Source organism: Bacteroidales bacterium, from assembly GCA_029210725.1.
Classification (GTDB): Bacteria; Bacteroidota; Bacteroidia; order Bacteroidales.
This window is the reverse complement of the sequence record JARGFM010000033.1, coordinates 14145-37022: the sequence shown is the minus strand read 5'-3', so window position 1 is coordinate 37022 and position 22878 is coordinate 14145. Positions and strand designations below refer to the sequence as shown.

Annotated in this window: 25 protein-coding genes; 20 read left to right on the top strand and 5 right to left on the bottom strand. The window is 46.2% G+C overall.

Translation table 11 applies throughout. The features are described 5' to 3' along the window. From P1P86_14440 to P1P86_14415, 6 genes are all read left to right on the top strand, one after another. A partial coding sequence (locus P1P86_14440) for a gliding motility-associated C-terminal domain-containing protein (GenBank protein MDF1576384.1) occupies nucleotides 1-2604 on the top strand: 2604 nt, incomplete at its 5' end. 13 nt (nucleotides 2605-2617) lie between these two features. Next, nucleotides 2618-3592: a type IX secretion system membrane protein PorP/SprF gene (locus tag P1P86_14435; GenBank protein ID MDF1576383.1), complete on the top strand. Its 975-nt coding sequence runs from the start codon at nucleotides 2618-2620 to the stop codon at nucleotides 3590-3592. Nucleotides 3593-3702: 110 nt separating this feature from the next. Continuing rightward, complete coding sequence (locus tag P1P86_14430; GenBank protein ID MDF1576382.1) at nucleotides 3703-4491, top strand: LiaF-related protein; 789 nt, start codon at nucleotides 3703-3705, stop codon at nucleotides 4489-4491. Between the two features lie 2 nt (nucleotides 4492-4493). Continuing rightward, complete coding sequence (locus tag P1P86_14425; GenBank protein MDF1576381.1) at nucleotides 4494-5549, top strand: histidine kinase; 1056 nt, start codon at nucleotides 4494-4496, stop codon at nucleotides 5547-5549. Between the two features lie 2 nt (nucleotides 5550-5551). Continuing rightward, nucleotides 5552-6313: a LytTR family DNA-binding domain-containing protein gene (locus tag P1P86_14420; protein MDF1576380.1), complete on the top strand. Its 762-nt coding sequence runs from the start codon at nucleotides 5552-5554 to the stop codon at nucleotides 6311-6313. 16 nt (nucleotides 6314-6329) lie between these two features. Beyond that, nucleotides 6330-6713, top strand: a complete 384-nt coding sequence (locus tag P1P86_14415) for a co-chaperone GroES family protein (protein ID MDF1576379.1) — start codon at nucleotides 6330-6332, stop codon at nucleotides 6711-6713. Here the strand turns inward: P1P86_14415 and P1P86_14410 are convergent. After that, nucleotides 6706-6870 carry an Arc family DNA-binding protein gene (locus P1P86_14410; GenBank protein ID MDF1576378.1) on the bottom strand — a complete coding sequence of 55 codons (165 nt, stop codon included), beginning with the start codon at nucleotides 6868-6870 and terminating at the stop codon, nucleotides 6706-6708. The two genes, P1P86_14415 and P1P86_14410, sit on opposite strands and share 8 nt — an antisense overlap. A gap of 1 nt (nucleotide 6871) precedes the next feature. Then, nucleotides 6872-7729 carry an SPFH domain-containing protein gene (locus tag P1P86_14405; protein ID MDF1576377.1) on the bottom strand — a complete coding sequence of 286 codons (858 nt, stop codon included), beginning with the start codon at nucleotides 7727-7729 and terminating at the stop codon, nucleotides 6872-6874. Between the two features lie 244 nt (nucleotides 7730-7973). Here P1P86_14405 and P1P86_14400 point away from each other — a divergent pair, with 244 nt between their 5' ends. The 11 genes from P1P86_14400 to P1P86_14350 all read left to right on the top strand — a co-directional run bounded on the left by P1P86_14400 (nucleotide 7974) and on the right by P1P86_14350 (nucleotide 17123). Continuing rightward, nucleotides 7974-8324 (top strand): hypothetical protein, encoded by a 351-nt coding sequence (locus tag P1P86_14400; protein ID MDF1576376.1) that lies wholly within the window; start codon nucleotides 7974-7976, stop codon nucleotides 8322-8324. Then, nucleotides 8324-8740, top strand: a complete 417-nt coding sequence (locus tag P1P86_14395) for an anti-sigma regulatory factor (protein MDF1576375.1) — start codon at nucleotides 8324-8326, stop codon at nucleotides 8738-8740. The genes P1P86_14400 and P1P86_14395 overlap by 1 nt, the downstream gene beginning before the upstream one ends. Continuing rightward, the gene (locus tag P1P86_14390) at nucleotides 8737-10092 is read left to right on the top strand and encodes a [Fe-Fe] hydrogenase large subunit C-terminal domain-containing protein (GenBank protein MDF1576374.1); all 1356 of its coding nucleotides are present in this window, start codon (nucleotides 8737-8739) and stop codon (nucleotides 10090-10092) included. The genes P1P86_14395 and P1P86_14390 overlap by 4 nt, the downstream gene beginning before the upstream one ends. Nucleotide 10093: 1 nt before the next feature. Beyond that, on the top strand, nucleotides 10094-10429 hold the full coding sequence (locus P1P86_14385; GenBank protein ID MDF1576373.1) for a DRTGG domain-containing protein: 336 nt from the start codon (nucleotides 10094-10096) through the stop codon (nucleotides 10427-10429). Continuing rightward, complete coding sequence (locus tag P1P86_14380) at nucleotides 10426-11166, top strand: PHP domain-containing protein (protein MDF1576372.1); 741 nt, start codon at nucleotides 10426-10428, stop codon at nucleotides 11164-11166. Before P1P86_14385 ends, P1P86_14380 begins: the two co-directional genes overlap by 4 nt. A 4-nt stretch (nucleotides 11167-11170) precedes the next feature. Continuing rightward, nucleotides 11171-11716, top strand: coding sequence for an ATP-binding protein (locus tag P1P86_14375; protein ID MDF1576371.1), 546 nt, complete (start codon nucleotides 11171-11173; stop codon nucleotides 11714-11716). 68 nt (nucleotides 11717-11784) lie between these two features. Further along, nucleotides 11785-12177, top strand: a complete 393-nt coding sequence (locus tag P1P86_14370; protein MDF1576370.1) for a (2Fe-2S) ferredoxin domain-containing protein — start codon at nucleotides 11785-11787, stop codon at nucleotides 12175-12177. 20 nt (nucleotides 12178-12197) lie between these two features. Then, nucleotides 12198-13991 (top strand): NADH-quinone oxidoreductase subunit NuoF, encoded by a 1794-nt coding sequence (locus P1P86_14365; GenBank protein MDF1576369.1) that lies wholly within the window; start codon nucleotides 12198-12200, stop codon nucleotides 13989-13991. 9 nt (nucleotides 13992-14000) lie between these two features. Beyond that, nucleotides 14001-15776: an NADH-dependent [FeFe] hydrogenase, group A6 gene (locus P1P86_14360; GenBank protein MDF1576368.1), complete on the top strand. Its 1776-nt coding sequence runs from the start codon at nucleotides 14001-14003 to the stop codon at nucleotides 15774-15776. Nucleotides 15777-15797: 21 nt separating this feature from the next. Then, entirely contained in the window at nucleotides 15798-16283 is a 486-nt protein-coding gene (locus P1P86_14355) for an NAD(P)H-dependent oxidoreductase subunit E (GenBank protein MDF1576367.1), read from the top strand. A 147-nt stretch (nucleotides 16284-16430) separates the two neighbouring features. Beyond that, nucleotides 16431-17123: a tetratricopeptide repeat protein gene (locus P1P86_14350; GenBank protein MDF1576366.1), complete on the top strand. Its 693-nt coding sequence runs from the start codon at nucleotides 16431-16433 to the stop codon at nucleotides 17121-17123. A gap of 3 nt (nucleotides 17124-17126) precedes the next feature. Here the strand turns inward: P1P86_14350 and P1P86_14345 are convergent, their stop codons facing one another. Beyond that, nucleotides 17127-17774, bottom strand: a complete 648-nt coding sequence (locus P1P86_14345) for a DUF3267 domain-containing protein (GenBank protein MDF1576365.1) — start codon at nucleotides 17772-17774, stop codon at nucleotides 17127-17129. Nucleotides 17775-17828: 54 nt separating this feature from the next. Here P1P86_14345 and P1P86_14340 point away from each other — a divergent pair, with 54 nt between their 5' ends. Beyond that, nucleotides 17829-18722, top strand: a complete 894-nt coding sequence (locus P1P86_14340; GenBank protein MDF1576364.1) for a DMT family transporter — start codon at nucleotides 17829-17831, stop codon at nucleotides 18720-18722. Here P1P86_14340 and P1P86_14335 read toward each other — a convergent pair. Together P1P86_14335 and P1P86_14330 are read right to left on the bottom strand one after the other, a co-directional pair. Continuing rightward, nucleotides 18688-19809, bottom strand: a complete 1122-nt coding sequence (locus tag P1P86_14335; GenBank protein ID MDF1576363.1) for a hypothetical protein — start codon at nucleotides 19807-19809, stop codon at nucleotides 18688-18690. The two genes, P1P86_14340 and P1P86_14335, sit on opposite strands and share 35 nt — an antisense overlap. Nucleotides 19810-19933: 124 nt before the next feature. Next, complete coding sequence (locus P1P86_14330) at nucleotides 19934-20500, bottom strand: fasciclin domain-containing protein (protein ID MDF1576362.1); 567 nt, start codon at nucleotides 20498-20500, stop codon at nucleotides 19934-19936. A gap of 224 nt (nucleotides 20501-20724) precedes the next feature. Between P1P86_14330 and P1P86_14325 the strand changes: the two genes are divergently transcribed. Continuing rightward, nucleotides 20725-21297, top strand: a complete 573-nt coding sequence (locus P1P86_14325) for a DUF3109 family protein (protein ID MDF1576361.1) — start codon at nucleotides 20725-20727, stop codon at nucleotides 21295-21297. 29 nt (nucleotides 21298-21326) lie between these two features. Beyond that, nucleotides 21327-22709, top strand: coding sequence for a dipeptidase (locus tag P1P86_14320; GenBank protein ID MDF1576360.1), 1383 nt, complete (start codon nucleotides 21327-21329; stop codon nucleotides 22707-22709). Nucleotides 22710-22878: the final 169 nt, after the last annotated feature.

The window sequence follows — 22878 nt, the reverse complement described above, 5'->3', positions numbered from 1 at the left end:
TTTGTGAGTGATGTGAGTGATGGTAACAGCTGTCCGGAGCTTATCACGCGGACCTATAGTGTGACCGATGATTGTGGGAACTCGATCAATGTGACGCAGACGATCACGGTCCATGATATTACGGATCCGGTTGTGGCAACTGCCCCTGTGGATGTTACCGTAGAATGTATGGCCGATGTTCCTGCTATGATTGATCTTGCATGGACCGACAATTGCGATGGATCCGGAACGGTTTCTGGTACTGATGTGAGTGATGGTGGAGGTTGTCCTCTGACAATCACTCGTACCTGGACTTATACAGATTTGTGTGGTAATGCAGCGAGTGTTTCTCAGCTGATCACCGTCAATGATATCACGCCTCCCACAGCCAGCAACCCGGCAGCGGTCAGTGTGGAATGTACCGGGGATATACCTCCTGCCAATCCGGGTGTTGTTACCGATGTAGCAGATAACTGTGGCGCTCCGATTGTGCTTTGGGAAGGGGATGTCAGCGATGGCAACTCTTGTCCCGAGACGATCACACGTACCTACAGTGTAACTGATGACTGTGGCAATTCTATCTATGTGACCCAGACGATTACGGTCAATGATATTACAGAGCCAACAGTTGCTTGCCAGAACATCACAGTTCAGTTGGATGCAACCGGTCATGCTTCGATCACAGTTGCGGACATTGACAACGGCAGCAGCGACAATTGTGGGATCGATGACATGTGGCTCGATGTTTCCAGCTTTGATTGTGAAGATGTTGGTCCGAATGTGGTGAATCTCTTTGTACAGGATCTTTGTGGTACTATTTACAGCTGTGCTGCAACGGTTACAGTAGAAGATAATATTCCTCCGGTAATTACCTGTCCGGGAGATGAAACAGTGAATGCAGCCGCAGGAAGTTGCAGTGTTGTTGTAAGTGGAATTGCTCCTGTGTTTGCTTCAGATAACTGCAGCAATGCTCTGGTTACCTACAGAATGGAAGGAGCAACCACAGGTTTGGGTGTGGCTGATGCAAGTGGCACAGCATTTAATAAGGGTGTGACCACTGTCTGGTATAAAATTACAGATCCATACAACAATGCAGATTCATGTGCTTTCGATGTGACGGTTCTGACCACAATTGTTCCTCCCGATAGTGCCTTCAGCAGCGTGGATGAAGTTTGTCCGGGAGATGGGGACATTATCTTGTATTATGAAGGAGGTGTGATGGTGGAAGGAGGAACTGCAGTATGGTATGATGCTGCTGCGCTGACCAATGTTATTGGAACGGGTAATGTGCTGACTGTCCCTGCACCTGTTGTCGCAACTACTTATTTCGTGAGATTCGAAGGTACCTGTGATATATCGCCTGCATTATCCACGACGGTGACCGTAAAAGCGCTGACTGTTGATCCGGTTGCAGCCTTTGTCGACCGTACTCCGGTTTGTCCCGGTGATGGTCTGATAAGCCTGAGTTATATCGGTGGAGATCCGGGAAGTAATGGTTCAGCTGTTTGGTATGAGGATGCTGGGTTTACCAGCAGTGTAGGAAGTGGAAACAATCTATCCATTGCAGTTCCAATGAGTACTACCACATATTATATGAGATATGAAGCTGACTGCGATACTTCAGCAGCGGTTTCTGTAGAAGTTTCAGTATGGCCCTTACCTGAACCAGTCTTCGTTGAGAAAACAGAGCATGTATGTGTCAATGGTTTGCAATATCGCTATGTGGCTGGTGGATTGGCCGGTTCCTTATTTAACTGGAGTATTACAAACGGAACTATTGTAAGTCAGGATAATGATACTGTCTATGTGGATTGGGGTGATGAGAAACTTACCGGAACTCTGGAACTGACTGAAATCTCTGTCCACGGATGTGTATCAGATCCTTTACTCCTCCAGGTAGTTGTGGACGCACCGGATCTTGATCTTGGCGAAGATGCGGGTCTGTGCGTTGGAGAATCTGTCACCATCGATCCGGAAGGGGATTTTGTCAGCTATCTGTGGCACGATGGCAGCACTGGATCAGATTTTACAACAGAACAGGAGGGTTGGGTGATTGTGGACGTTACTGATGCATTTGGCTGCAAGGCCAGAGATAGTACATTTGTGACTGAACATGAATTGCCGGTGGTGGACCTGGGACCAGATACAGTTGTTTGTGGGGATCGGGGCCTTGTGCTTGATGCGGGGACAGACGGGATATATTACCAATGGTCGACTGGTGATATCAGCCAGGAGATCACTGTCTTTATGGGTGATAATAATGAATACTGGGTTGAAGTGGAGAATGAGTTCGGCTGTTTAGGAGGTGATACAATCCTGGTCAGGAACTGTTCCATGAACTTTTATTTCAGAGATATTCCAACTGCTATCACTCCGGGAGACGGAAACGGGCTGAACGATTTCTGGAAGATCGATAAATTGGCTACGTTCTCCCAGGCGGTCGTTGAAATTTTCGATCGCTGGGGAACGCTGGTCTGGAGGTCAGAACCTGGATACTCTACACCCTGGGATGGACGGACTATGAGGGGGAGTGAAGTACCTATGGATTCCTATCATTTTGTGATCGAGTTGAATACTGAAGCTGAAAAGGACTATATAACTGGTATTATTACCGTAATCAGATAGAGTAGCAGAAAGTTTGAAAAGGATCTTTTATATCGTCATCTTGTTGACAGGATTTCTGATTCAGGCAAACGCACAGCAGGTTCCTCTGTACAGTCAGTATATGCTTAATGGATTTCTGTTGAACCCTTCAGTTGCAGGCTCTGAAGGATATACAGCAGTAAACCTGACAGCCCGGGAGCAGTGGATTGGAATGGACCATGCTCCTGGCACTTATGCACTGAGTTTTCAAACCCGGATTCTGAGAAAGAGCTATATATCACGAAGCTCTTCGGTACGGAGAAGGACAAGCAGTAACAGCAGAGGCGGAAAAGTTGGCCTTGGTGCATATATGTTTTCTGATCGAAACGGAGCTGTGGAGCGTACCGGGTTTAAGGGTACCTATGCCTACCATATCAATTTCCGTCATTCCCAGCTTTCCTTCGGGCTCTCCATGGTTGCCTATCAGTTCAGACTAAATGATGATCTGATTCAGCTGGCAGATCCTGGCGACGAATTGTGGCTGGGTGCTAATAAATCAGTATTAATTCCGGATGCAGATTTCGGGGTTTATTATACGGCCAGGAACTATTGGGGTGGTTTTTCGGTGGATCAGCTGTTCGAATCAATTCTGAAGATAGGGGATTCGGGATATGACCGCTATGTGATGGAACGCAATTACTATCTTATTGGGGGTTATGATTTTGAATTGAACAGGGATCTTATTTTTTCTCCTTCCACCCTGGTTAAATATGCTGAAAACGGGAAATTCCAGGCCGATTTGAGTGGGAAGTTCTATTTTCAGCAGACATTTTGGGCCGGTGCGACTTTTCGGACCGGACAGGCCATCATTGTACTGGCCGGTGTAAGCGTGGATAAGTTTGTGTTTGGATATGCCTTTGATATTGGCCTGAACAGTACGATGAAGCACAGTTACGGTACCCATGAATTCACTTTCATAGCCAAATTTGGGGATAACGCCAGGCGTTACAAATGGCTGAACAGGTTTTAAAACTAATTTATTAGAAGCTCTCCATTTGCCGGTAAAATCTGTCCATTTGCCGATTTTTATTGCCGGAACAGATCGATCCATATTACATTTGGAGCGATAAGCTATACGATATGGAAAACTATTCAGATTGGAACAAACGGAAACAGGGTGTAGGGAACTCACCCGAAAACAGATCTCCGGGACAATTCAGGAGATCCGGAAGAGCGCATTTGCTGTTGGGAATAGTCTTGATGTTCCTGGGCCTCTTTCTTATTGCAGACCTGGCAGATATTATCCCCTGGAGACTCAGGGATTTTCTGTTTACCTGGCAGGCCTTATTAATCTTCCTGGGACTGATATTTCTTTCTAATAAGGAGAATAAAGGTACAGGGATCATATTAATAGTAATTGGATCATTTTTCCTCTTTCCTCGTGTGATACATGTTCCCGATTACTGGCGTTCACTCTTCTGGCCTTCCATGCTGATCATTCTCGGGCTGGTGATAATCTTCAGCAGTCGAAGACACGGTAGCGGAGGCACTTACTTCGGCGGGCATAAGAGAAAAGCAAGCAGTGAGGATTGGCTGGATGATGTTGCTGTCTTTGGAGGCGGGGACCGGATAATCAACTCCCAGCAATTCCAGGGAGGTAAAATCACCCATATTTTTGGGGGTTCGAAAATCGATTTCACCAGGGCTAAACTGGCGCCGGGGAAAAACTATCTGGAGGTCGTTCTCATCTTCGGAGGGACCAAGCTGATAGTCCCTGAAAGCTGGGAAGTCAAAATGGAGGTGACTTCAGTATTTGGCGGTTTTTCAGATAAACGGGTCAAATCCATAGTTGTTTCCGATACGGACAGGAGTCTGAATATCACCGGTGTGAATATCTTTGGCGGGGGTGAGATAGTAAACTACTACTGATAATGAGTCATCCGATTACAGGGAGCAGGAGATCGCTACTGGTCTACTCGCTGGTATGGCTGTTGATATCGGCCACCATGGCTGTGCTCTATTATTACTTGCTTCATTTTCCACTATCGGTGGTCATAACTGATGCGTTAATTTCTAATCTTTTGTTTGGTTTCATGGGCCTTTTGGCGTGGTATCCAGCTCGGTATATCCCATTTCAAAAACATTCCCCGCTCTATTCCATCGTGGCTCACTTAGTGGCAGGAATTGTTGTGTTGGGAAGCTGGGTGGTGCTTTCAGTGGCGACTCTGAATGCTTTATTCAGCAAACAGGAAATGTATATTGAGTTTTTGAACCAGACAATAGCCTGGAGGGCCATGCTGGGCGGACTGAGTTATCTGGTGCTGGTGCTGATTTATTACCTGGTTTCCAATAATCAGAAATTGCAGGAAAGATCTCAGCAGGAAGAGCGGCTGAAAGGTATGGTCAGGGATGCAGAACTGAATATGCTGAAATCTCAGATCAATCCGCATTTTCTCTTTAACTCCTTAAATTCTATCTCATCCTTAACCATGTCCAACCCTGACGAGGCCAGAGAGATGATAATCAGGCTTTCGGATTTTCTCAGATACTCTCTGAAGCACAGGGAAAACGAATATGTCCCCCTGGAGGAGGAGCTTGGCAGAATGAAAGATTACCTGGCTATTGAAAAGATCAGGTTCGGGGAAAAACTGCATTATGAATTCAATATCAGTGAAGAGTGTGTAAAGTTCCCGGTTCCGACCATGATCTTCCAGCCCTTGTTCGAAAATGCGATCCGTCACAGTGTATATGAGAGTGTCGATCCGGTGAGCATTAGTTTTTATTGCGCGCTTGATCAAGGCCTGATGAAAGCAGAGATTAGAAATGATTATGATCCTGCGGTTCCTTCCAGGAAAGGTACAGGGGTTGGGCTTCAAAATGTCAGACAACGTATTGCGCTTGCTTATCAGGATCAGGGTAAAGTCCAGTGGTCCGGCCGAGATGGTGTGTTTACGGTTACTATTTTATTTCCTCGTATATTTATATAAAGATGATCACTATAAAAGCAATTATTATTGAAGATGAGCGGCCTGCAAGGGATTTATTACAAACCTGCCTGGCAGAGTATCCGGAGATAGAGGTCCTGGGTGAATACGACAATGGATTTGATGGACTCAAGGCCATCAATGAGATTGAACCTGATGCCGTTTTCCTGGATGTTCAGATGCCCAAGCTGACCGGGTTTGAATTGCTGGAGGTTATTGAGCATCAGCTTCAAATTATTTTTACCACCGCATACGATCAATATGCGATACAGGCTTTTGAAAAAAATGCGGTGGACTATCTGCTGAAGCCTTTTTCCAAGGTTCGCTTCAGAGAGGCTGTCTCAAAGCTTAAAGCACGAATTGAGTCCGGGAAGGCAGGGGTAAAGGTGGAGAGTAGTATTGAGAAGATCCGGCAGCATATTTCCCAAAGCGATGAGATACTGCACCGTGTTGTGATTAAGAAATCCGGCAAGATCCATGTTATTTCCACTGCTGATATCAATTTTTTGGAAGCGCAGGACGATTATGTCTTGATTTATACCGATGAGGGTAAATATTTGAAGCAACAAACCATGAAGTATTATGAGAAACACCTGGATTCCCAGCAGTTTGTCAGGGTACATCGTTCCTATATCGCCAATATTGCACGTATTGAGCGGATTGAACCATACGAAAAGAATAATTTTATCCTGATTCTTAAAGATGGAAGCAAAGTTCCCGTAAGCCGGAGCGGAATGCAGGTGCTCAAGGAGAACCTGGACTTTTAAGTAAATAGAGCTAGAAATGGCATTGCAAATTGATGAGAAGGATTTAAGCAAGTTTATTGTGGTTGGGGACAGGGTTCTGATCAAACCCAAGAACCAGCAGGACCGCACCAAATCGGGGCTATATCTTCCTCCGGGGGTTCATGAGAAAGAGAAGATTCACAGTGGATATGTCTTAAAGGTTGGGCCTGGATACCCAATTCCTGCCATTCAGGATACAGATGAACCATGGAAAGACAGGGGGGATGAAGTGAAATATGTACCCTTGCAACCCAGGGAAGGTGATGAGGCCATCTACCTGCAAAAGAGCGGGTATGAAATTGAATTTTTCAATGAAAAGTATGTAATCGTGCCGCATTCAGCCATTCTGATGCTGATCAGAGATGAAGGTCTGTTTAAGTAGGCTTGCCGGACTTCCATCGTCCGCTTTTCCGCAAGGCCTGGTCCAGGATCCACTCGAGTTGTCCATTGGTGCTTCTGAATTCATCGGCAGCCCATTTCTCCAGTGCCTCCATCTTTTCAGGATCTATTCTAAGTACAAACGCCTTCTTTTTGCTCATTCTAATGGTGTAGGGTCCCTGTGTTAACCACCGGACTCGGATCTTTATCGCCGCACAGTACCACCATCAGGTTGCTTACCATGGCAGCTTTTTTCTCATCATCAAAATCCACGATCTCTTTTTCAGTCAACTGTTCCAGAGCCATTTGAACCATCGAAACAGCGCCTTCAACAATTTTGAAGCGTGCTGCAACAACAGCAGTGGCCTGTTGTCTTCTTAACATGGCTCCGGCAATTTCTTCTGAATAGGCTATGAAGTTAATTCTGGCTTCTATCACATGTATCCCGGCAATTTGTAGCCTCTCCCGTATTTCTTCTTCGAGCTCGTGATTAACTTCTGAACCTCCTCCCCTGAGAGTTATTTGTGCATCATGATCCTCAAAATTGTCATAAGGGTATATCCCGGCCAGTTTTCTTAAAGCTGTTTCACTCTGTACATAAACAAAATGCACGTAGTCGTCGACTTCAAAAGCTGCTTTATAGGTATCTTCAACTTTCCAGACTAAGACACAACCTATTTTTATGGGATTTCCAATTTTGTCGTTCACTTTGATGGTCTCACTATCAAAATTTCTAGCTCTTAATGAGATCTTTTTACGTACAAAAAAGGGATTGACCCAGAACAGGCCATTTTTTTTGATGGTTCCCTGATAGGCTCCAAACAGGATCAGAACACTGGATTCGTTCGGATTGATCACGTTAAATCCAAGGGCCGTCAGGAAGAAAGCCAGACTTAATGTGATACCAAGCCATACGATACCGTTCATAAAACTGAATATTCCTCCAAGAATGAAGGCCAATAGTACGATGAGCATCAGGTATCCTGAAACAGCTCTGTAGGTTTTTTCCTGGGTTTTCATTGGGGTTTTGTTAGTGATATTACAATGATATCATAAAAGTATCACGAATTCTCGATAATTCCAAATGAAAGGATGAATACAACGTATTTTGTGTTCCCTGCGGATTTATTTAGAATTATTATAACTTGAACCTATTGGCAGGAGCTTGAGCTTCCGTAAAATGATTTATTGTATCTTTGCATCACAGAGTTCTATATTTTTTTATTCATAAGTGTGAAAGAAATAACAATAATCTGGAATGTTCATGGGAATGCCGATTGGGAAAATTGCAGACTTACTGAAGGCTAAGGTTTTAACCCCGGAGCTTGATTTGTACAATGAGGTCGAAAAAGCATTCACCTCAGATCTGATGAGTGATGTACTGACGGGAGATTACCACAGAACCCTTCTGATTACGGGCCTATCGAACCTGCAGTGTATACGCACCGCTGAGATGTCTGATATCAGTGAGATAATTATCGGCCGCCAAAAGGAAGTGAGCCGGGAGATGGTTGATCTGGCCATTGAAAAGGATATCGTCTTACTACAGACTCCCTATTCTCTTTTCAGAATATCCGGAATTTTGTATAAGGCTGGAATTGCACCCGTATACTGATGATCTTACACTATTATATTGCAGGAGGTGATTTTGTTAATGCCGGAAAGGCATCCAGCGATGTCAAACATATATTGAAACAGCTGGACGTTCCATCCCGGAGAATTAAACGAGTGGTGATTGCACTATATGAAGCGGAAGTTAATGTTGTGGCACATGCCAGAGAAGGCACGATTGAAGCGATGATTGAACCAGAAAAGATCAGGGTTTCGGTCAGGGACAGTGGCCCCGGAATAGGGAATATCGAGGAAGCGATGAAGGCGGGTTATTCCACAGCCTCAAAAGAAGTCAGGGAAATGGGATTTGGAGCCGGAATGGGATTGCCAAATATGAAAAAAAACAGTGACGATTTACACATAGAAAGTGTTCCGGGTGAAGGAACACTGGTCAGAATTACCAATTATTTAAGAGATTGAAACAGACTTACTCAGATAAAGGTTTTCATCATGCACTGAAGGTGGTTGACGAGCTTTGCATTGGATGCACCCATTGCATGATCGCCTGCCCAACCCAGGCCATACGGGTCAGGGACGGAAAGGCCATCATCTTCGAGGAACGTTGCGTGGATTGCGGAAACTGCTGTAAAGCCTGCCCGGTATCGGCCATTCTGATTGAGCAGGACGATTTTGATCTCTTCTTCTCCTATCCGGTTCGTGTGGCGCTGGTTCCCTCGGTGTTTATCGGTCAGTTTCCATCCCGGATTAATAGCGGAAAGATCTTTGGTGCCATGAAAAGCATTGGATTTACGCATATTGTGGAAATTGACAGTGTTGTGGACCTGGTTCAGCAGGCTTACGACAGGGAAACAAAGGGTTCCCGGTGTTTAAGGCCTGCCATCTCTACATTCTGCCCGGCCATTGTCCGCCTGATCCAGGTAAGGTTTCCTTCTCTTGTCGATCATCTGATCCGGGTTAAGCCACCCTCTGATGTGGCTGCGATTTATTACAGGGAGAAGATGGAAGGTCAGGGCTATAATCCCGCAGAACTTGGTATCTTTTATATTACCCCCTGTGCCGCCAAAATAGCATCTATTAAAAGTCCGGTGGGAGAAGCGCGATCATCTGTTGATGGCGTGATCAATATGGAGTATATGTATAATAAATTGCTTCATATAATCATAAACAAAGAGGTCGGGACAGAAACTCAAGCGGATAGTACCGGCCTGAGTTCCAAAGGAATTCTGTGGAGCCTGACCCGGGGTGAATCGGAGCATCAGCCAGGCCGTTGCCTTGCCGTGGACGGCATGAGCAATGTAACAGAATTCCTGGAACGACTGGAGGAAACCGAAGAAAGCCATATAGATTTTCTGGAGTTGCGGGCCTGCGATGAAAGCTGTGCCGGTGGTGTGCTGATCAGTGGAAATCGTTTTTTAACCGTAGAACGCTTAAACAAGCGTGCAGGCGAGGTTTCGGGAGAGAAGGCCGGGAAGCCTGATTCCGGGGCTGTAAATCTTGATTTATTCTTCCTGGATAAAATCCAGTCCCGTTCCATGTTATCCCTCGATCCAGACAGAGAGGTGGCCATGGAAAAGATGAAAAAGAGGGATGAGTTGCTCAAAGTGCTTCCTGGCATCGATTGTGCAGCCTGCGGATCTCCCTCATGCAGTGCCCTGGCCGAAGATATCGTTCAGGGACGGGCAGAGACAAGTCACTGCGTGTTTTTACAAGAATTATATATCCGTGACAAGCGTCTCAGCCTGGAGGATGCCGATAAGATCAATGCATCGATCTGGGGCAAGGACCGGAATTACAGAAGCCAAAGTAAATGAAATGACAACAGAGCAAGTAATTGAACAGCTGAACCTGAAAGTATTTACAGGAAGAATATCCTCCAGGGAGGTAAAAGGCGGATATGTTTCCGACCTGCTTAGTGATGTGATGGGGCATGCAAAGGAAGGAGAGGTGTGGATCACTCTTCAGGCCCATATGAATGTGGTGGCCATTGCTTCCCTGAAGGATCTGAGCGCCATCCTTTTGGTGAAGGGGATCGAACCTGAGAAAGCGGTGGTTGACAGAGCCGGCAAGGAAGGGGTTTTAATCCTGGGGACCAGGGAAGACACATTCACCATCAGCGGGAAGTTATATCAATTGTTGTTTGAGGAATGAATACCTATCGCGCCGACCTGCATATCCACACGGTTCTTTCCCCCTGCGGGGATCTGGAAATGAGCCCAAGGAACATTGTGAACAGGGCGGCGGAGAAGGGACTGGATATCCTTGCAGTGACCGACCATAATCACACAGGTCATGCCCGTCTTACCAGAAAGCTGGGAGAAAAAAAGGGGATCTGGGTGGTTTATGGAGCAGAAATAAATACCAGGGAAGAGGTTCACTGCCTGACGTTCTTTGATACTGAAAAACAGCTGAGTATATTTCAAAGGGAGCTGGAGGGAAATCTCGGGAAGATTCCCAATGAAATCGCGCGCCTGGGGCATCAGGTGATTGTAAATGAGCAGGAGCAGATAATTGACGAGATCGCTTATTCCCTCTATCAGGGACTTGATTGGAGCATAGAAGAGGCAGCCGGCCTGGTGCATAAACTGGGTGGGATTTTTATTCCCGCGCATGTGGATAGAATCACAAATGGCCTGTATACGCAGCTGGGATTTTTTCCGGAAACACTGGAGGTGGATGCAGTGGAAATATCGAGGAAAACTTCGTACGATGCAGCTCTGAAGGAGTATCCTGAACTCTCTGCCTGCACATTGATTAAAAATTCCGATGCCCATTTCCTGGACGATATAGGCCGGGCAGGTAACAGGTATCTGATGAAGAACCAAGATTTTTATGAGCTTCGCCTGGCTATGAAAGGTGAGCAGGGGAGGAAAGTGATTGAATTATAAAAAGATGAAGGAATTGGCCCTACATATCCTGGATATTGCAGAAAATTGCATAGCTGCCGGTGCGGGCAGGGTAATCATAACAGTTAAAGAGGAAGAAGAAGGGAATTTTTTGTGTATCCGGATTGAAGACAATGGGAAGGGGATGAGTGAGAAGGAGACCGGCAGTGCTTCAGACCCCTTTTATACCTCCCGCACCACGCGCCGGGTTGGGATGGGCATTCCCCTGTTTCGTCAGCATGCCGAGATGGCAGGAGGGGGCTTGAAGATCCATTCGGAGAAAGGAATTGGAACCACTGTTGAGGCTACTTTCCTGATTAAGCATCCGGACAGGCAACCACTGGGAGATCTGGAGGGAAGCTGGCTCTTACTGGTTGTGTCAAATCCAGCGATCGAGTGGGAGCTGAAATGTAAAACCGGAAATGGAAATTTTGCCATTTCCACCTCCCAAATCAGGCAGGAACTGGGACTGGAATGTATTGGCGGAAATGAGTTAAGTACCGGCTTAAAAAGAATGATTAGAAATAACCTTGATGAACTTGGATTGAATTAGAACAGCACTAAATATAACATACTTATCATATAACTTTATAGAAACAAGAGAACCAATTCCGAAGGATTATGAGCAAGATTACATCGCTGGCAGATCTGAAAAAGATCCGCGACAAACAAGTAAAAGGCATGCAAGCCCGGGAGAGGGGGGAGCTGGCCTCTGAACTGGTACAAGTAAAGGTGGCTATGGCTACCTGTGGCATAGCATCGGGTGCCAAAGCGACCATGGAGTTTATGACTAATGCGCTGGAGAAACGAGGAGTAGATGCTATAGTAAGCCAGGTGGGTTGCATGGGTTATTGTTATGCAGAACCCACCATTGAGGTAAGGCTGCCCGGAAACGATCCGGTTGTTTTTGGCGGGGTTAATCTGGAAAAAGCGGACGAGATCATCGAGAAATATATAAAGGGAGGTGAACTGGTGGATGGGATCATCCCGGTGAACTATCAAACAGTTGATTGAAAACTAAAGGAGGAACAGAAATGTCAAAATACAGCATGCACTTGCTTGTCTGCGGCGGCACCGGATGTAAGTCTCAGGAGAGCGACATCATCGCCGAAAAGCTAAAAAAGGAGCTTTCGAAGCAGGGTCTCGGGGAGACTGTCCAGGTCATTATGACCGGTTGCTTCGGTTTCTGTGAAAAGGGTCCCATTGTGAAGGTGATGCCCGACAATACTTTTTATACCCAGGTTAAGCCTGAAGATGCGGAAGAGATTGTGGAGGAGCATGTGGTCAAAGGACGAAGAGTAGAGCGTTTGCTTTATACAGACCCTGAAACTAACGTACATGTGGAGGATGCCAAAGCTATGGGTTTCTATAAGAAGCAGTTGAGGATAGCTCTGAGGAATTGTGGTGTGATTGATCCGGAGTTTATTGATGAATATATTGCCAGGGATGGCTACCTGGCCCTGGGGGAAGTACTCAGCAATCAGACACCGGAAGAAACCATCCAGTTAATGAAGGAATCCGGACTGAGAGGACGAGGAGGAGCTGGTTTTCCGGCCGGACTGAAATGGGATTTTGCCCGAAAGAGCCAGGCCGATCAGAAATATGTGGTTTGTAATGCTGATGAGGGGGACCCCGGTGCTTTTATGGACCGGTCCATCCTGGAGGGGGATCCCCATTCCGTACTTGAGGCCATGGCCATTGTAGGTCGCTGTATCGGTGCGGATATGGGTTATATTTATATACGGGCAGAATATCCGCTGGCCATTGAACGATTAAAGATAGCCATCGGACAGGCCAGGGAGTACGGACTGCTCGGTAAGAACATTCTGGGTTCAGGATTTGATTTTGATATTGATCTGAAATATGGAGCAGGAGCCTTTGTTTGCGGAGAAGAAACTGCCCTGATCCACTCCATGGAAGGCCTACGGGGTGAGCCCTCCTTGAAGCCCCCTTTTCCAGCTGAAAGCGGATATATGGGAAAACCTACCAACGTCAATAATGTGGAGACGCTGGCCAATGTTCCGGTGATTATTTTAAAGGGACCCGACTGGTTCAGTAGTATTGGTACCGGGACTTCCAAGGGAACCAAGGTGTTTGCGCTGGCAGGAAAAATCAATAATGTGGGCCTTATAGAGGTTCCGATGGGAACCACCCTTCGTGAGGTGATATTTGAGATTGGGGGAGGGATTAAAGATGGCAAGAAATTTAAGGCGGTACAGACCGGCGGACCCTCCGGCGGGTGCCTGACCGAAAAACATCTGGATACTCCTATTGACTACGAAAACCTGGTTGCCAACGGCTCCATGATGGGTTCGGGGGGTATGATTGTTATGGACGAGGACGATTGTATGGTTTCCATTGCCAAATTCTATCTGGACTTCACGGTTGAGGAGTCCTGTGGTAAATGTGCTCCCTGCAGGATCGGGAACAAGAGACTTCTGGAATTGCTCGAAAGAATTTGTGAAGGTAAGGGCGAGGAGAGTGACCTGGTCAGGTTACGCAATCTCGGAGAGGTCATTAAGGATACTTCCCTCTGCGGTCTGGGTCAGAGTTCCCCCAATCCGGTACTGTCCACCATGGATAATTTTTATGACGAATATTTGTCGCATGTGGTGGATAAGAAGTGTCTTTCAGGAGTATGTACGGACCTTCTTGAGTATTTCATCTTGGAGGAGAATTGCATTGGATGTACGGCCTGTGCAAGGGCCTGTCCGGTAGGAGCAATATCAGGAGAGCGCAAAGAACCTCACCTGATCAATCCTGAGACCTGTATTAAATGTGGTGCCTGTATGGAGAAATGTAAATTCGATGCAGTGATTTTAAAATAAAGCAGAGAGATGAGTCAAATTAAACTTACCATAGATGGAAACAAGGTAGAGGTGCCGGCAGGTACAACTATCTACAAAGCGGCTAAACAGCTCGATATCGATATACCGATCCTGTGTTATATGGATTTGAAAGATCCGAATATTGAGAACAAGCCGGGAGGCTGCCGAATATGTTCCGTGGAGGTTGAGGGCAGGAAAAACCTGGCCCCGTCCTGTTCTACGGATGTGGCTGAAGGCATGGTTGTCAGGACTAACAGTATGAGGGTGATCAACGCCCGGCGGACCGTGATGGAACTAATCCTTTCGGATCATCCCAAGGATTGCCTTTCCTGTGCCAAATCGGGTAACTGTGACCTGCAGGACATGGCTGTTAAACTTGGAATCAGGGAGATTCCGGGACAGGAATATGCAGAGATGTCGACCTACAGGCTGGATACTTCTCCCTCCATTATACGGGACCTGGACAAATGCATTATGTGTCGCAGGTGCGAGACTATGTGCAATAATTTTCAGACTGTGGGGGCACTTCATGCTGTAAATCGCGGTTTTATGGCAGTGGTGGCTCCGGCCTTTGAGATGAACCTGGAGCACTCTCCCTGTACCTACTGCGGACAGTGTGTGGCTGTTTGTCCCACGGGTGCCCTTACAGAGGTGGACCATACTGGTAATGTAATCAGAGCGTTAAATGATCCAGGTAAAACCGTTGTGGTGCAAACGGCTCCGGCAGTCAGGGCTGCTTTGGGCGAGGAATTCGGTATGGAGCCCGGAACCAGGGTCACCGGCCAGATGGTTACGGCTCTTAAGCAGCTTGGTTTCGACTATGTATTTGATACTGATTTTGCGGCTGACCTGACCATCATGGAGGAAGGAACTGAACTCCTGGGGCGTTTAAAAAGGCACCTTGAGGGCGATGAGAGTGTGAAACTTCCCATTCTGACCTCCTGCTGCCCGGGCTGGGTGAACTTTTTTGAATACAACTACCCCGATTTGAAGGATGTGCCTTCCACGGCCAGGTCGCCCCAGCAAATGTTCGGAGCGATCGCCAAGACCTACTTTGCCGATAAGATTAAGGTGAAAAGGAAAGACATGGTAGTCATATCCATCATGCCTTGTCTGGCTAAAAAGTATGAGTGTCAGCGTGACGAATTTTCGGTAGACGGGAATCCGGATGTAGATTACAGTATTTCAACCCGGGAGCTGGCTCACCTGATCAAACAGGCCAACATGGATCTCAATAAGCTGGAGGCATCAGAGTTTGATGCTCCTTTGGGTGAGTCTTCCGGAGCGGCCGTCATTTTTGGTGCCACGGGCGGTGTAATTGAAGCGGCCACCCGCACTGCCTATGAGCTTCAAACCGGGAAGACTCTTGAAAACGTTGAGTTTGAGCAGCTCAGGGGAATGGAGGGGATCCGGTCGGCAACAGTCGATTTCGATGGACTGGATATAAAGATCGGCATTGCTCACGGACTGGGAAATGCCAGGAAATTGTTGGATGAGGTAAGAGCCGGAAAATCGAAATACCATGCCATTGAGGTGATGGCCTGTCCAGGCGGATGCATTGGTGGCGGTGGACAACCACTTCACCACGGTGACAGTTCGATTCTGAAAGCCAGGACCAAAGCAATATACCTGGAAGATGAAGGGAAGACTATCCGGAAATCTCATAAGAATCCCTATATCCTGAAACTTTACGATGAGTTCCTTGGTGAACCACTGAGTGAAAAGGCGCATGAATTGTTACATACGCATTATTTCGACAAGCGAAAAAAGATATTCCAGGTTTAATTGCTAATAATACAGATAGTTATGTCAAGCGTTAAAATAGAACTCAGACAGGACCAGGTTGATAAAATCCATTCCATATGTGATTCATTTGGCAACCAGCATGGAGAACTGATCAATGTGTTGCATAAGTGCCAGTCTGCCTTTGGCTATCTTCCTGCAGAGGTTCAGGAAGTGATCGCCGAAAAGATGGAGATGCCGGCTGCAAAAGTATACGGAGTGGTCACTTTCTATTCATTCTTCACCATGATTCCAAAGGGGAAGTATCCCATATCCATATGTACCGGAACAGCGTGCTATGTGCGGGGTGCCGAGACTGTGTTGAAAGAATTTAAAAAGCAGCTGCAGATTGAGGTGGGTGAGACAGATGCCGATGGGCTGTTTTCGCTCAGCTGTCTGCGCTGTGTCGGTGCCTGTGGCCTTGCTCCTGTGGTGCAGGTGGGGAACAAAACTTACGGAAGGGTGGCACCTGATGATGTGAAGAACATCATCGAAGAATATAAGGGCTGATTTGGCAATAGTAAAGAAAAGTGCTAATTTTGAAGTGGACGTAAGATTGGAAAACTTTGAGAAAATGAGGTTAAGTTTATTAGCCCCGGTATTAGTTTTTCCATTCTTATATTTTTGGGGTGCACCGGGGGAAACCCGGCTTCGGTGATGCCCATACACACTGATTCTGAACTGGCTCTGGAGTTTTATGAGACCGGAATGTTGGCGTATGACCAGCTCAAATTAAGCCTTGCACACAAGAATTTCGAGTATGCGGTAAAGGAGGATCCGGACTTTTTCATGGCCTATTTCTGGATGTTCTTTATTTCCAGCGAGGGCTCCAAAGATATAATCGATAAAGCCTTACAGTCCGGTATTACACAGAATCCCGGGGAGGAGGAACTCAGAGCTGCTCTGAAATATCTTAAGGATGGACAGGATGAGAAGGTCGTGGAACATCTGAATAAACTGATTGAGCTCTATCCATCCGATCCTCATCTCCATAAAATACTGTATATTATTCAATTCCATTATTTTAAGGATCCGGAAGCAGCCATTGTCTCCATTGAGAGAGCCACCAGGGAATGTCCCGCTTATCCTCTGGCCTATAACCAGCTTGGTTATGCTTATATGGACCTGGAACGCTATGACGATGCAGAAAAGGCCTTTGACAGGTATATCCAGCTGGCTCCGGATATTGCATATCCTTACGATTCAAAGGGGGATTTTTTTATGACCATCCAGAAATACCAGGAAGCGCATGACAGCTATATGAAGGCATATGAGATTGATTCAGATTTCACGATGAGCCTGCAAAAAGCGGAGAAAGCAAAAATGCTTCTTGAAAAAATGGTATCCTGAGGTTTAGCTCTCCCGTTCATAGAAATAGCTTTTATTCTTTTTAAGGTCATCAAAGGTATAAATTTCCCCCTTCAGGCTGAAGGCGTATGTGATCATTGCAAAATCACCAATGCACATGATGTTATGACTAAGCAGCAGGGCAGTGAAAAAAAGAGTCAGGTTTGTGGCCCAGGAAACGGTGATTGCTAAAATCACTGCATTAATGATCACAAACGGAGTCAGGGCCAGGAGAGTCAGCTCATTTCTGGAGATGGGGCAGCGGTCGGCAGTTACATAAAAGATAAACTGTTGCAGATCCATCCCGAAACGTATTTTTCTTGCACCAAGCACACGGTATGCCAGCCCGTGAAGCAGTTCATGTGGCGGAATAACCAGGAAGCTCCCTGCAACTATACCGGTAAAGATTTGAAGAGCTATTCTTCCCAGGCTTAGCTGATTGTCCCTGAAACTCCAAATGGCAAAAATGACCATGAAGGCCAGGAAGGCCACATTGATTGACATGTAAAGCAGGGGTATTACCCCGCGCTTTCGGATATTTGAGAGTACAAAGGGGATCATCTCACTAAAATCAAGCTCCATGACCTTCCTGTACCCTTTATTCATCTCAAGGGTTTCCACATCAGGTTTAAGCTTTGACCTGCCCGTTTTCATATTTGTCATTGGTTTTCGCTATTTTGGCATGGATTTTCCAGACGAAAATAGCAAATGAATCGCCAGCAGACAAATGGCTATGCTTATGCCCTGGGGGCATCACTGGCCCTTGCAGGCTCTTTTGTATTCAGTAAATCTGTGCTGAACCATTTGAGCATGATTCAGTTTGGCTTGCTCTGGTTCACTTTGGGAGTTCTTTGGAACGGAAGCTGGTTCCTGATAAGTCGTGAATACAGAAAAGTGAAAGGTGATTCGGGCCGTAAAACCATGACTGCCCTGGTTATTGCTGTTCTTGAGGGGGCAGCAACAGGCCTTTTTTATCTGGCTATTAAGGCTATGGAAAATCCGGCAGTGGTCTCCTTTATCGGGAATATTGGCCCGGTATTTGTCACCCTGATGGGCATTCTGCTTCTTAAAGAAAGGTTTCGGGCCTCCCAGATGTTTGGTATTATCATCACCATCCTGGGCATATTTGTTATTAATTACCGGGAGGGTGGATTTGCCGGATTTTTCGATCCCGGATCCATATATGTTATTGCTGCTGCATTCCTTTTTTCTCTGGCCACCATTGTGGGGCGACGCTGGCATCAGCAGCTCTTACCTGGCTATATGTCTTTGATTCGCTCATTTCTGCTTGCTCTGGTAATGCTCATTCTCTTTTCCCGCTCTGGAAACACGGTCCATCTCACCATGGGAATCTGGAAGGATCTGGCTCTGGGTTCACTGATGGAAACACTGATTGTTATTATTCTGGCTTACCAGGCGCTAAAACTGATAGAAGCAACAAAGACCTCTTTAATTATTAGTACAAAAGGCGTCTGGACCCTGGTTCTGGCATGGATTTTTCTGGGAGTGTTCCCTACAGGACTGCAACTGGCAGGCGGATTGTTCACCCTGGCGGGAGTATGGTTGATTACCTGGACCCGGAAGCCTGCTCTTCCAGAATAAAGGAGTAGGTGGTAAGATGAGAAGCTTTGCGGTAATAGCTTTCTGACTCGCTCAGTTGCCCTCTTTTTTTATATAATCTGGAAAGTCCCATATATGCCATGGCTTTGTATATATCTGCAAAGGGTCCGAATTTATCAGCCAGTTCAATGGTTTCCAGATAAGCTGTTCCGGACCGGCTTTCTTCTCCAGTAACTATCTCCTTCATATATGCGTTTGCAAGGGTCCGGATCATCACAGAATAGCTGTCACTCTGCTGGTCCATGGCCGATAGCAGTTCTTGCACCATTCCAAACCTTTGCTGATGAAGCAGGATATTGATCAGGTGTCCCTGGAAATAGATATTGTCTGGAAATTCCCTGACCAATTTTTCTGAATAAATGGCAGCTGAATTGAGATCTTCTTCGTAATTGAGCAGGATGAGTGACATAAACAGTATGGATTCCACCTTCAGGAAGACCGTATGATTGATGGCATGATTCAATTGTTTCAGTCCAAGCTCCCGGTCACCTTTATGCATGAAGGAGACCAGGGGCTTAAAAGCCGGATGGGCTGAGGGATAGGCCTCGATATAGTAATTGTAAAGTCCTGTTGAAAAATAGAACTCTGAAAACTGCTCCTGTAACTCAAAACCCTTTTTTGTGTTCCGGTACATGTTTCCCAGGTCGGGTATTACCTTGGCCGATTTTCCGTTATCGGCCCAGAACATGGCTTTGAAAGCTCTCCCGAAGAGATCGAAAAAAACTCCTTCCACATAAGTATGTTCGTATTTACTATATTCCTTACCGAGCTCTATAACATTGTCCATCAGAATAATAAATTGTTCTGAAGCCTTTTTGGATGGGATCAGTGGAAAATTCTCCCAGTAAACGATCAAGGCTTCCAGAAATACAGGGGCTGGATGACCCGGAGTTGAGGAAGACAAGGTCGCCTGGATGTTCCTGGCCTTATCGAAGGAGAATTCATAGGTGTGGTGCAGGCAGGTTTCAACTTGCTCCAACAGATCGGGCCTGTCGAGGTAGGACACCTGGGAACTTGCCGCGGGCCAGGAAATGCATATCCAAAGCAGTGTTGTAAAAAGTTGCCTCATCTGACAAAGATAGAAATTAAAAAGGGCTGTCCAGATCTGCAGACAGCCCCTGGCAAACCGGTAACAAACCACTACTTCACAACCCTAAACTGAATACAACTTGACGATTACCGGCTTTGCATGACTAATTATCGCAGCCCTGGCTGGATGAAGACCTGCTTGTTTTGCCCGCATCCGCCATCTTTGAAGAAGGAGTAATAACCGCATTGATGACGTGTACAACTCCATTATCTGCCTTGATATCTGCAACGGTCACCATGGCATTATCGATATAGGCTTTGCCATCTGTGAACTTTACCGATATTTTTTCGCCATTCAGCGTGGCAATCATCTGGTCGTTTGAAAGATCCGTTGAAAGTGCTTTTCCGGCGACAACATGATAGAGCAGGATTTTAGCAAGATCTCCGGTAGGATCTTCCAGCAGTGAAGCTACAGTTCCTTCAGGCAGTGCACCGAATGCTGCATCGGTTGGGGCAAAAAGAGTGAATGGACCTTCTTCACTTAAATCATCAGCAAGTTCGGCAGCAATCACTGCGGCTTCCAGAGTGTTGTGGTCGCTGCTGTTAACCACTATATCGACTACGGTCGATTGAGCAAATGCAGCCATGCTAAGCAAAGCCAGTATCGTGGCCATAAAGGAAATCCTCATCATATGGATGGGATTTTGCAAGCTTAAAATCTGTGTTTTCATTTTGACTGGTTTTTGTGTTTATGATCTTTGTTTGACTAATCAACACAAGCCCGGCCAAATTGTTTAATAATTAACAAAATAAGTTAAACAAAAATTCATAAGCAAAAACTAATCAAGGCCTTATAGTTTTCCGGTTTAAAGACATTTTAACAATTTAGATCTTATGAAAAAGGAGACATCCCAGCGCTTTTTTTTGCACATTTGTTTTTTATTCAATAGAATGTATGATTCAGATCGGGGAAAAGATTATCAGCCGGGAGCTGTTTGAGAATCATTTTATATGTCATTTAGAGAAGTGTGAAGGAAACTGTTGTGTTTTCGGCGATTCGGGTGCTCCTCTGGAAGATAGTGAAGCTGAATCACTGGCAGAAGAGTTGGATAAGATTCTTCCTTTTATGAGAGCGGAAGGCATACGGGCAGTCAGGGAACAGGAAGCCTGGCTGATTGATAACGATGGAGACAAGGTGACACCCCTGGTGGGGGAGGAGGAATGTGCTTATGCGGTATTTAACGATAACATTGCCCGCTGTGCCATTGAACAGGCCTATGATGAGGGGGCGATTCGTTTCCGGAAACCTGTCTCCTGCCACCTTTATCCCATCCGTGTTACAAAACTAAAGCAGGGCATTGCTTTGAATTATCATCGGTGGAGCATCTGTGAACCTGCCCGCATACTGGGGGAGAGAGAAGGTGTTCCTGTATTCCGGTTTCTGAAAGACGCCCTTATCAGAGTTTATGGCGAGGGCTTCTATCAAGAGCTTGAGATAGTCTACGGGGAATTGATGAAGAACAAGTGAACCTCATTATGATTTAAATATTAGACCTTATGAAAACAATTAAAGATTATGTGGAGACTCACAAGGATCGTTTTCTCGACGAGCTATTTGAACTGATCCGCATCCCGTCCATCAGTTCTCAGGCGGATGCCAGAGCGGATATGTTCAGGGCGGCAGAACATATCAAAGAATCCCTGCTGAAGGCCGGGGCCGGGCATGCGGTAGTGAAGGAGACCACCGGATGGCCGGTGGTATACGGACATAAAATCGTGGATGAGTCGCTTCCTACCGTGCTGGTTTACGGGCACTATGATGTGCAGCCAGTCGAGCCACTGGAGCTCTGGGATTCACCCCCTTTTGAACCGGAGGTTCGAGATGGTAAGATTTTTGCACGGGGAGCGGATGATGATAAGGGCCAGCTTTTTATGCATGTAAAGGCTTTTGAGATGATGAATGCCCGGGGGATGCTAAGCTGTAATGTGAAATTTATGATAGAAGGGGAGGAAGAGATTGGCTCACCCAGCCTGAAGCAGTTTTGCCGGGAGAACAAGGAGCTTCTGGCAGCGGATATCATTCTTATTTCAGATACTACCATGATTGCCCGGGATATCCCCTCCATTACCGTGGGGCTCCGGGGGCTCAGTTACCTGGAGGTGGAACTTACCGGACCGAACCGGGACCTGCATTCAGGCCTGTATGGAGGTGCTGTAGGAAATCCGGCCAACCTCCTGGCAAAAATGATCGCTTCCCTGACCGATGAAAACAACCACATTACCATTCCTGGTTTTTATGAGGATGTGATGGAGGTTTCAGAGCAAGAACGGGCCGAGATGGCCAAGGCCCCCTTTGATCTGAAAGTGTATAAACAGGCACTGGACATAGATGAGGTGGTGGGAGAAAAGGGATTCTCCACCACGGAGAGAACAGGAATAAGGCCCAGTCTGGATGTCAATGGAATCTGGTCGGGTTACACGGGAGAAGGGGCTAAAACCGTCCTGCCCTCCAAGGCCTGGGCGAAGATCTCCATGCGACTGGTGCCCAATCAGGATTCCAAAAAGATCGATGAGCTCTTTATAAACCATATGGAGCGTATAGCTCCCAAAGGCACCAAGGTCAGGGTGAAGAGTCTGCATGGAGGACAGGGTTATGTAACCCCCATCGATTTTCCAGCTTACAGGGCGGCCAGCAGGGCTATCGAGGAGAGTTTTGGTAAAATTCCAATCCCCGTCAGAAGTGGAGGAAGTATTCCGATTGTCTCTGATTTTGAGGAGGTTTTGGGCATCAAGTCTATATTAATGGGTTTTGGACTGGACTCGGATGCCATTCACTCGCCCAATGAGAACTACCCTCTTTTTAACTTTTACAAAGGGATCGAAACCATTCCCTTATTCTATAAATACTTTAAAGAGGAGATGGGTCAGGAGCAGGATTAGCCAGATACAAAAATTACCGCCGGTCACACCGGCGGTTTTTTTTTGCTTATTTATTATAATGCTTTAAAAAATCAGGGGATATAAATAAAAAAAACTAAAAAAATAAAATTACACCATGAATAATAGGGGGGGTAAGGAGAAAAAAGTATATATTTGCCGCATAAAACCT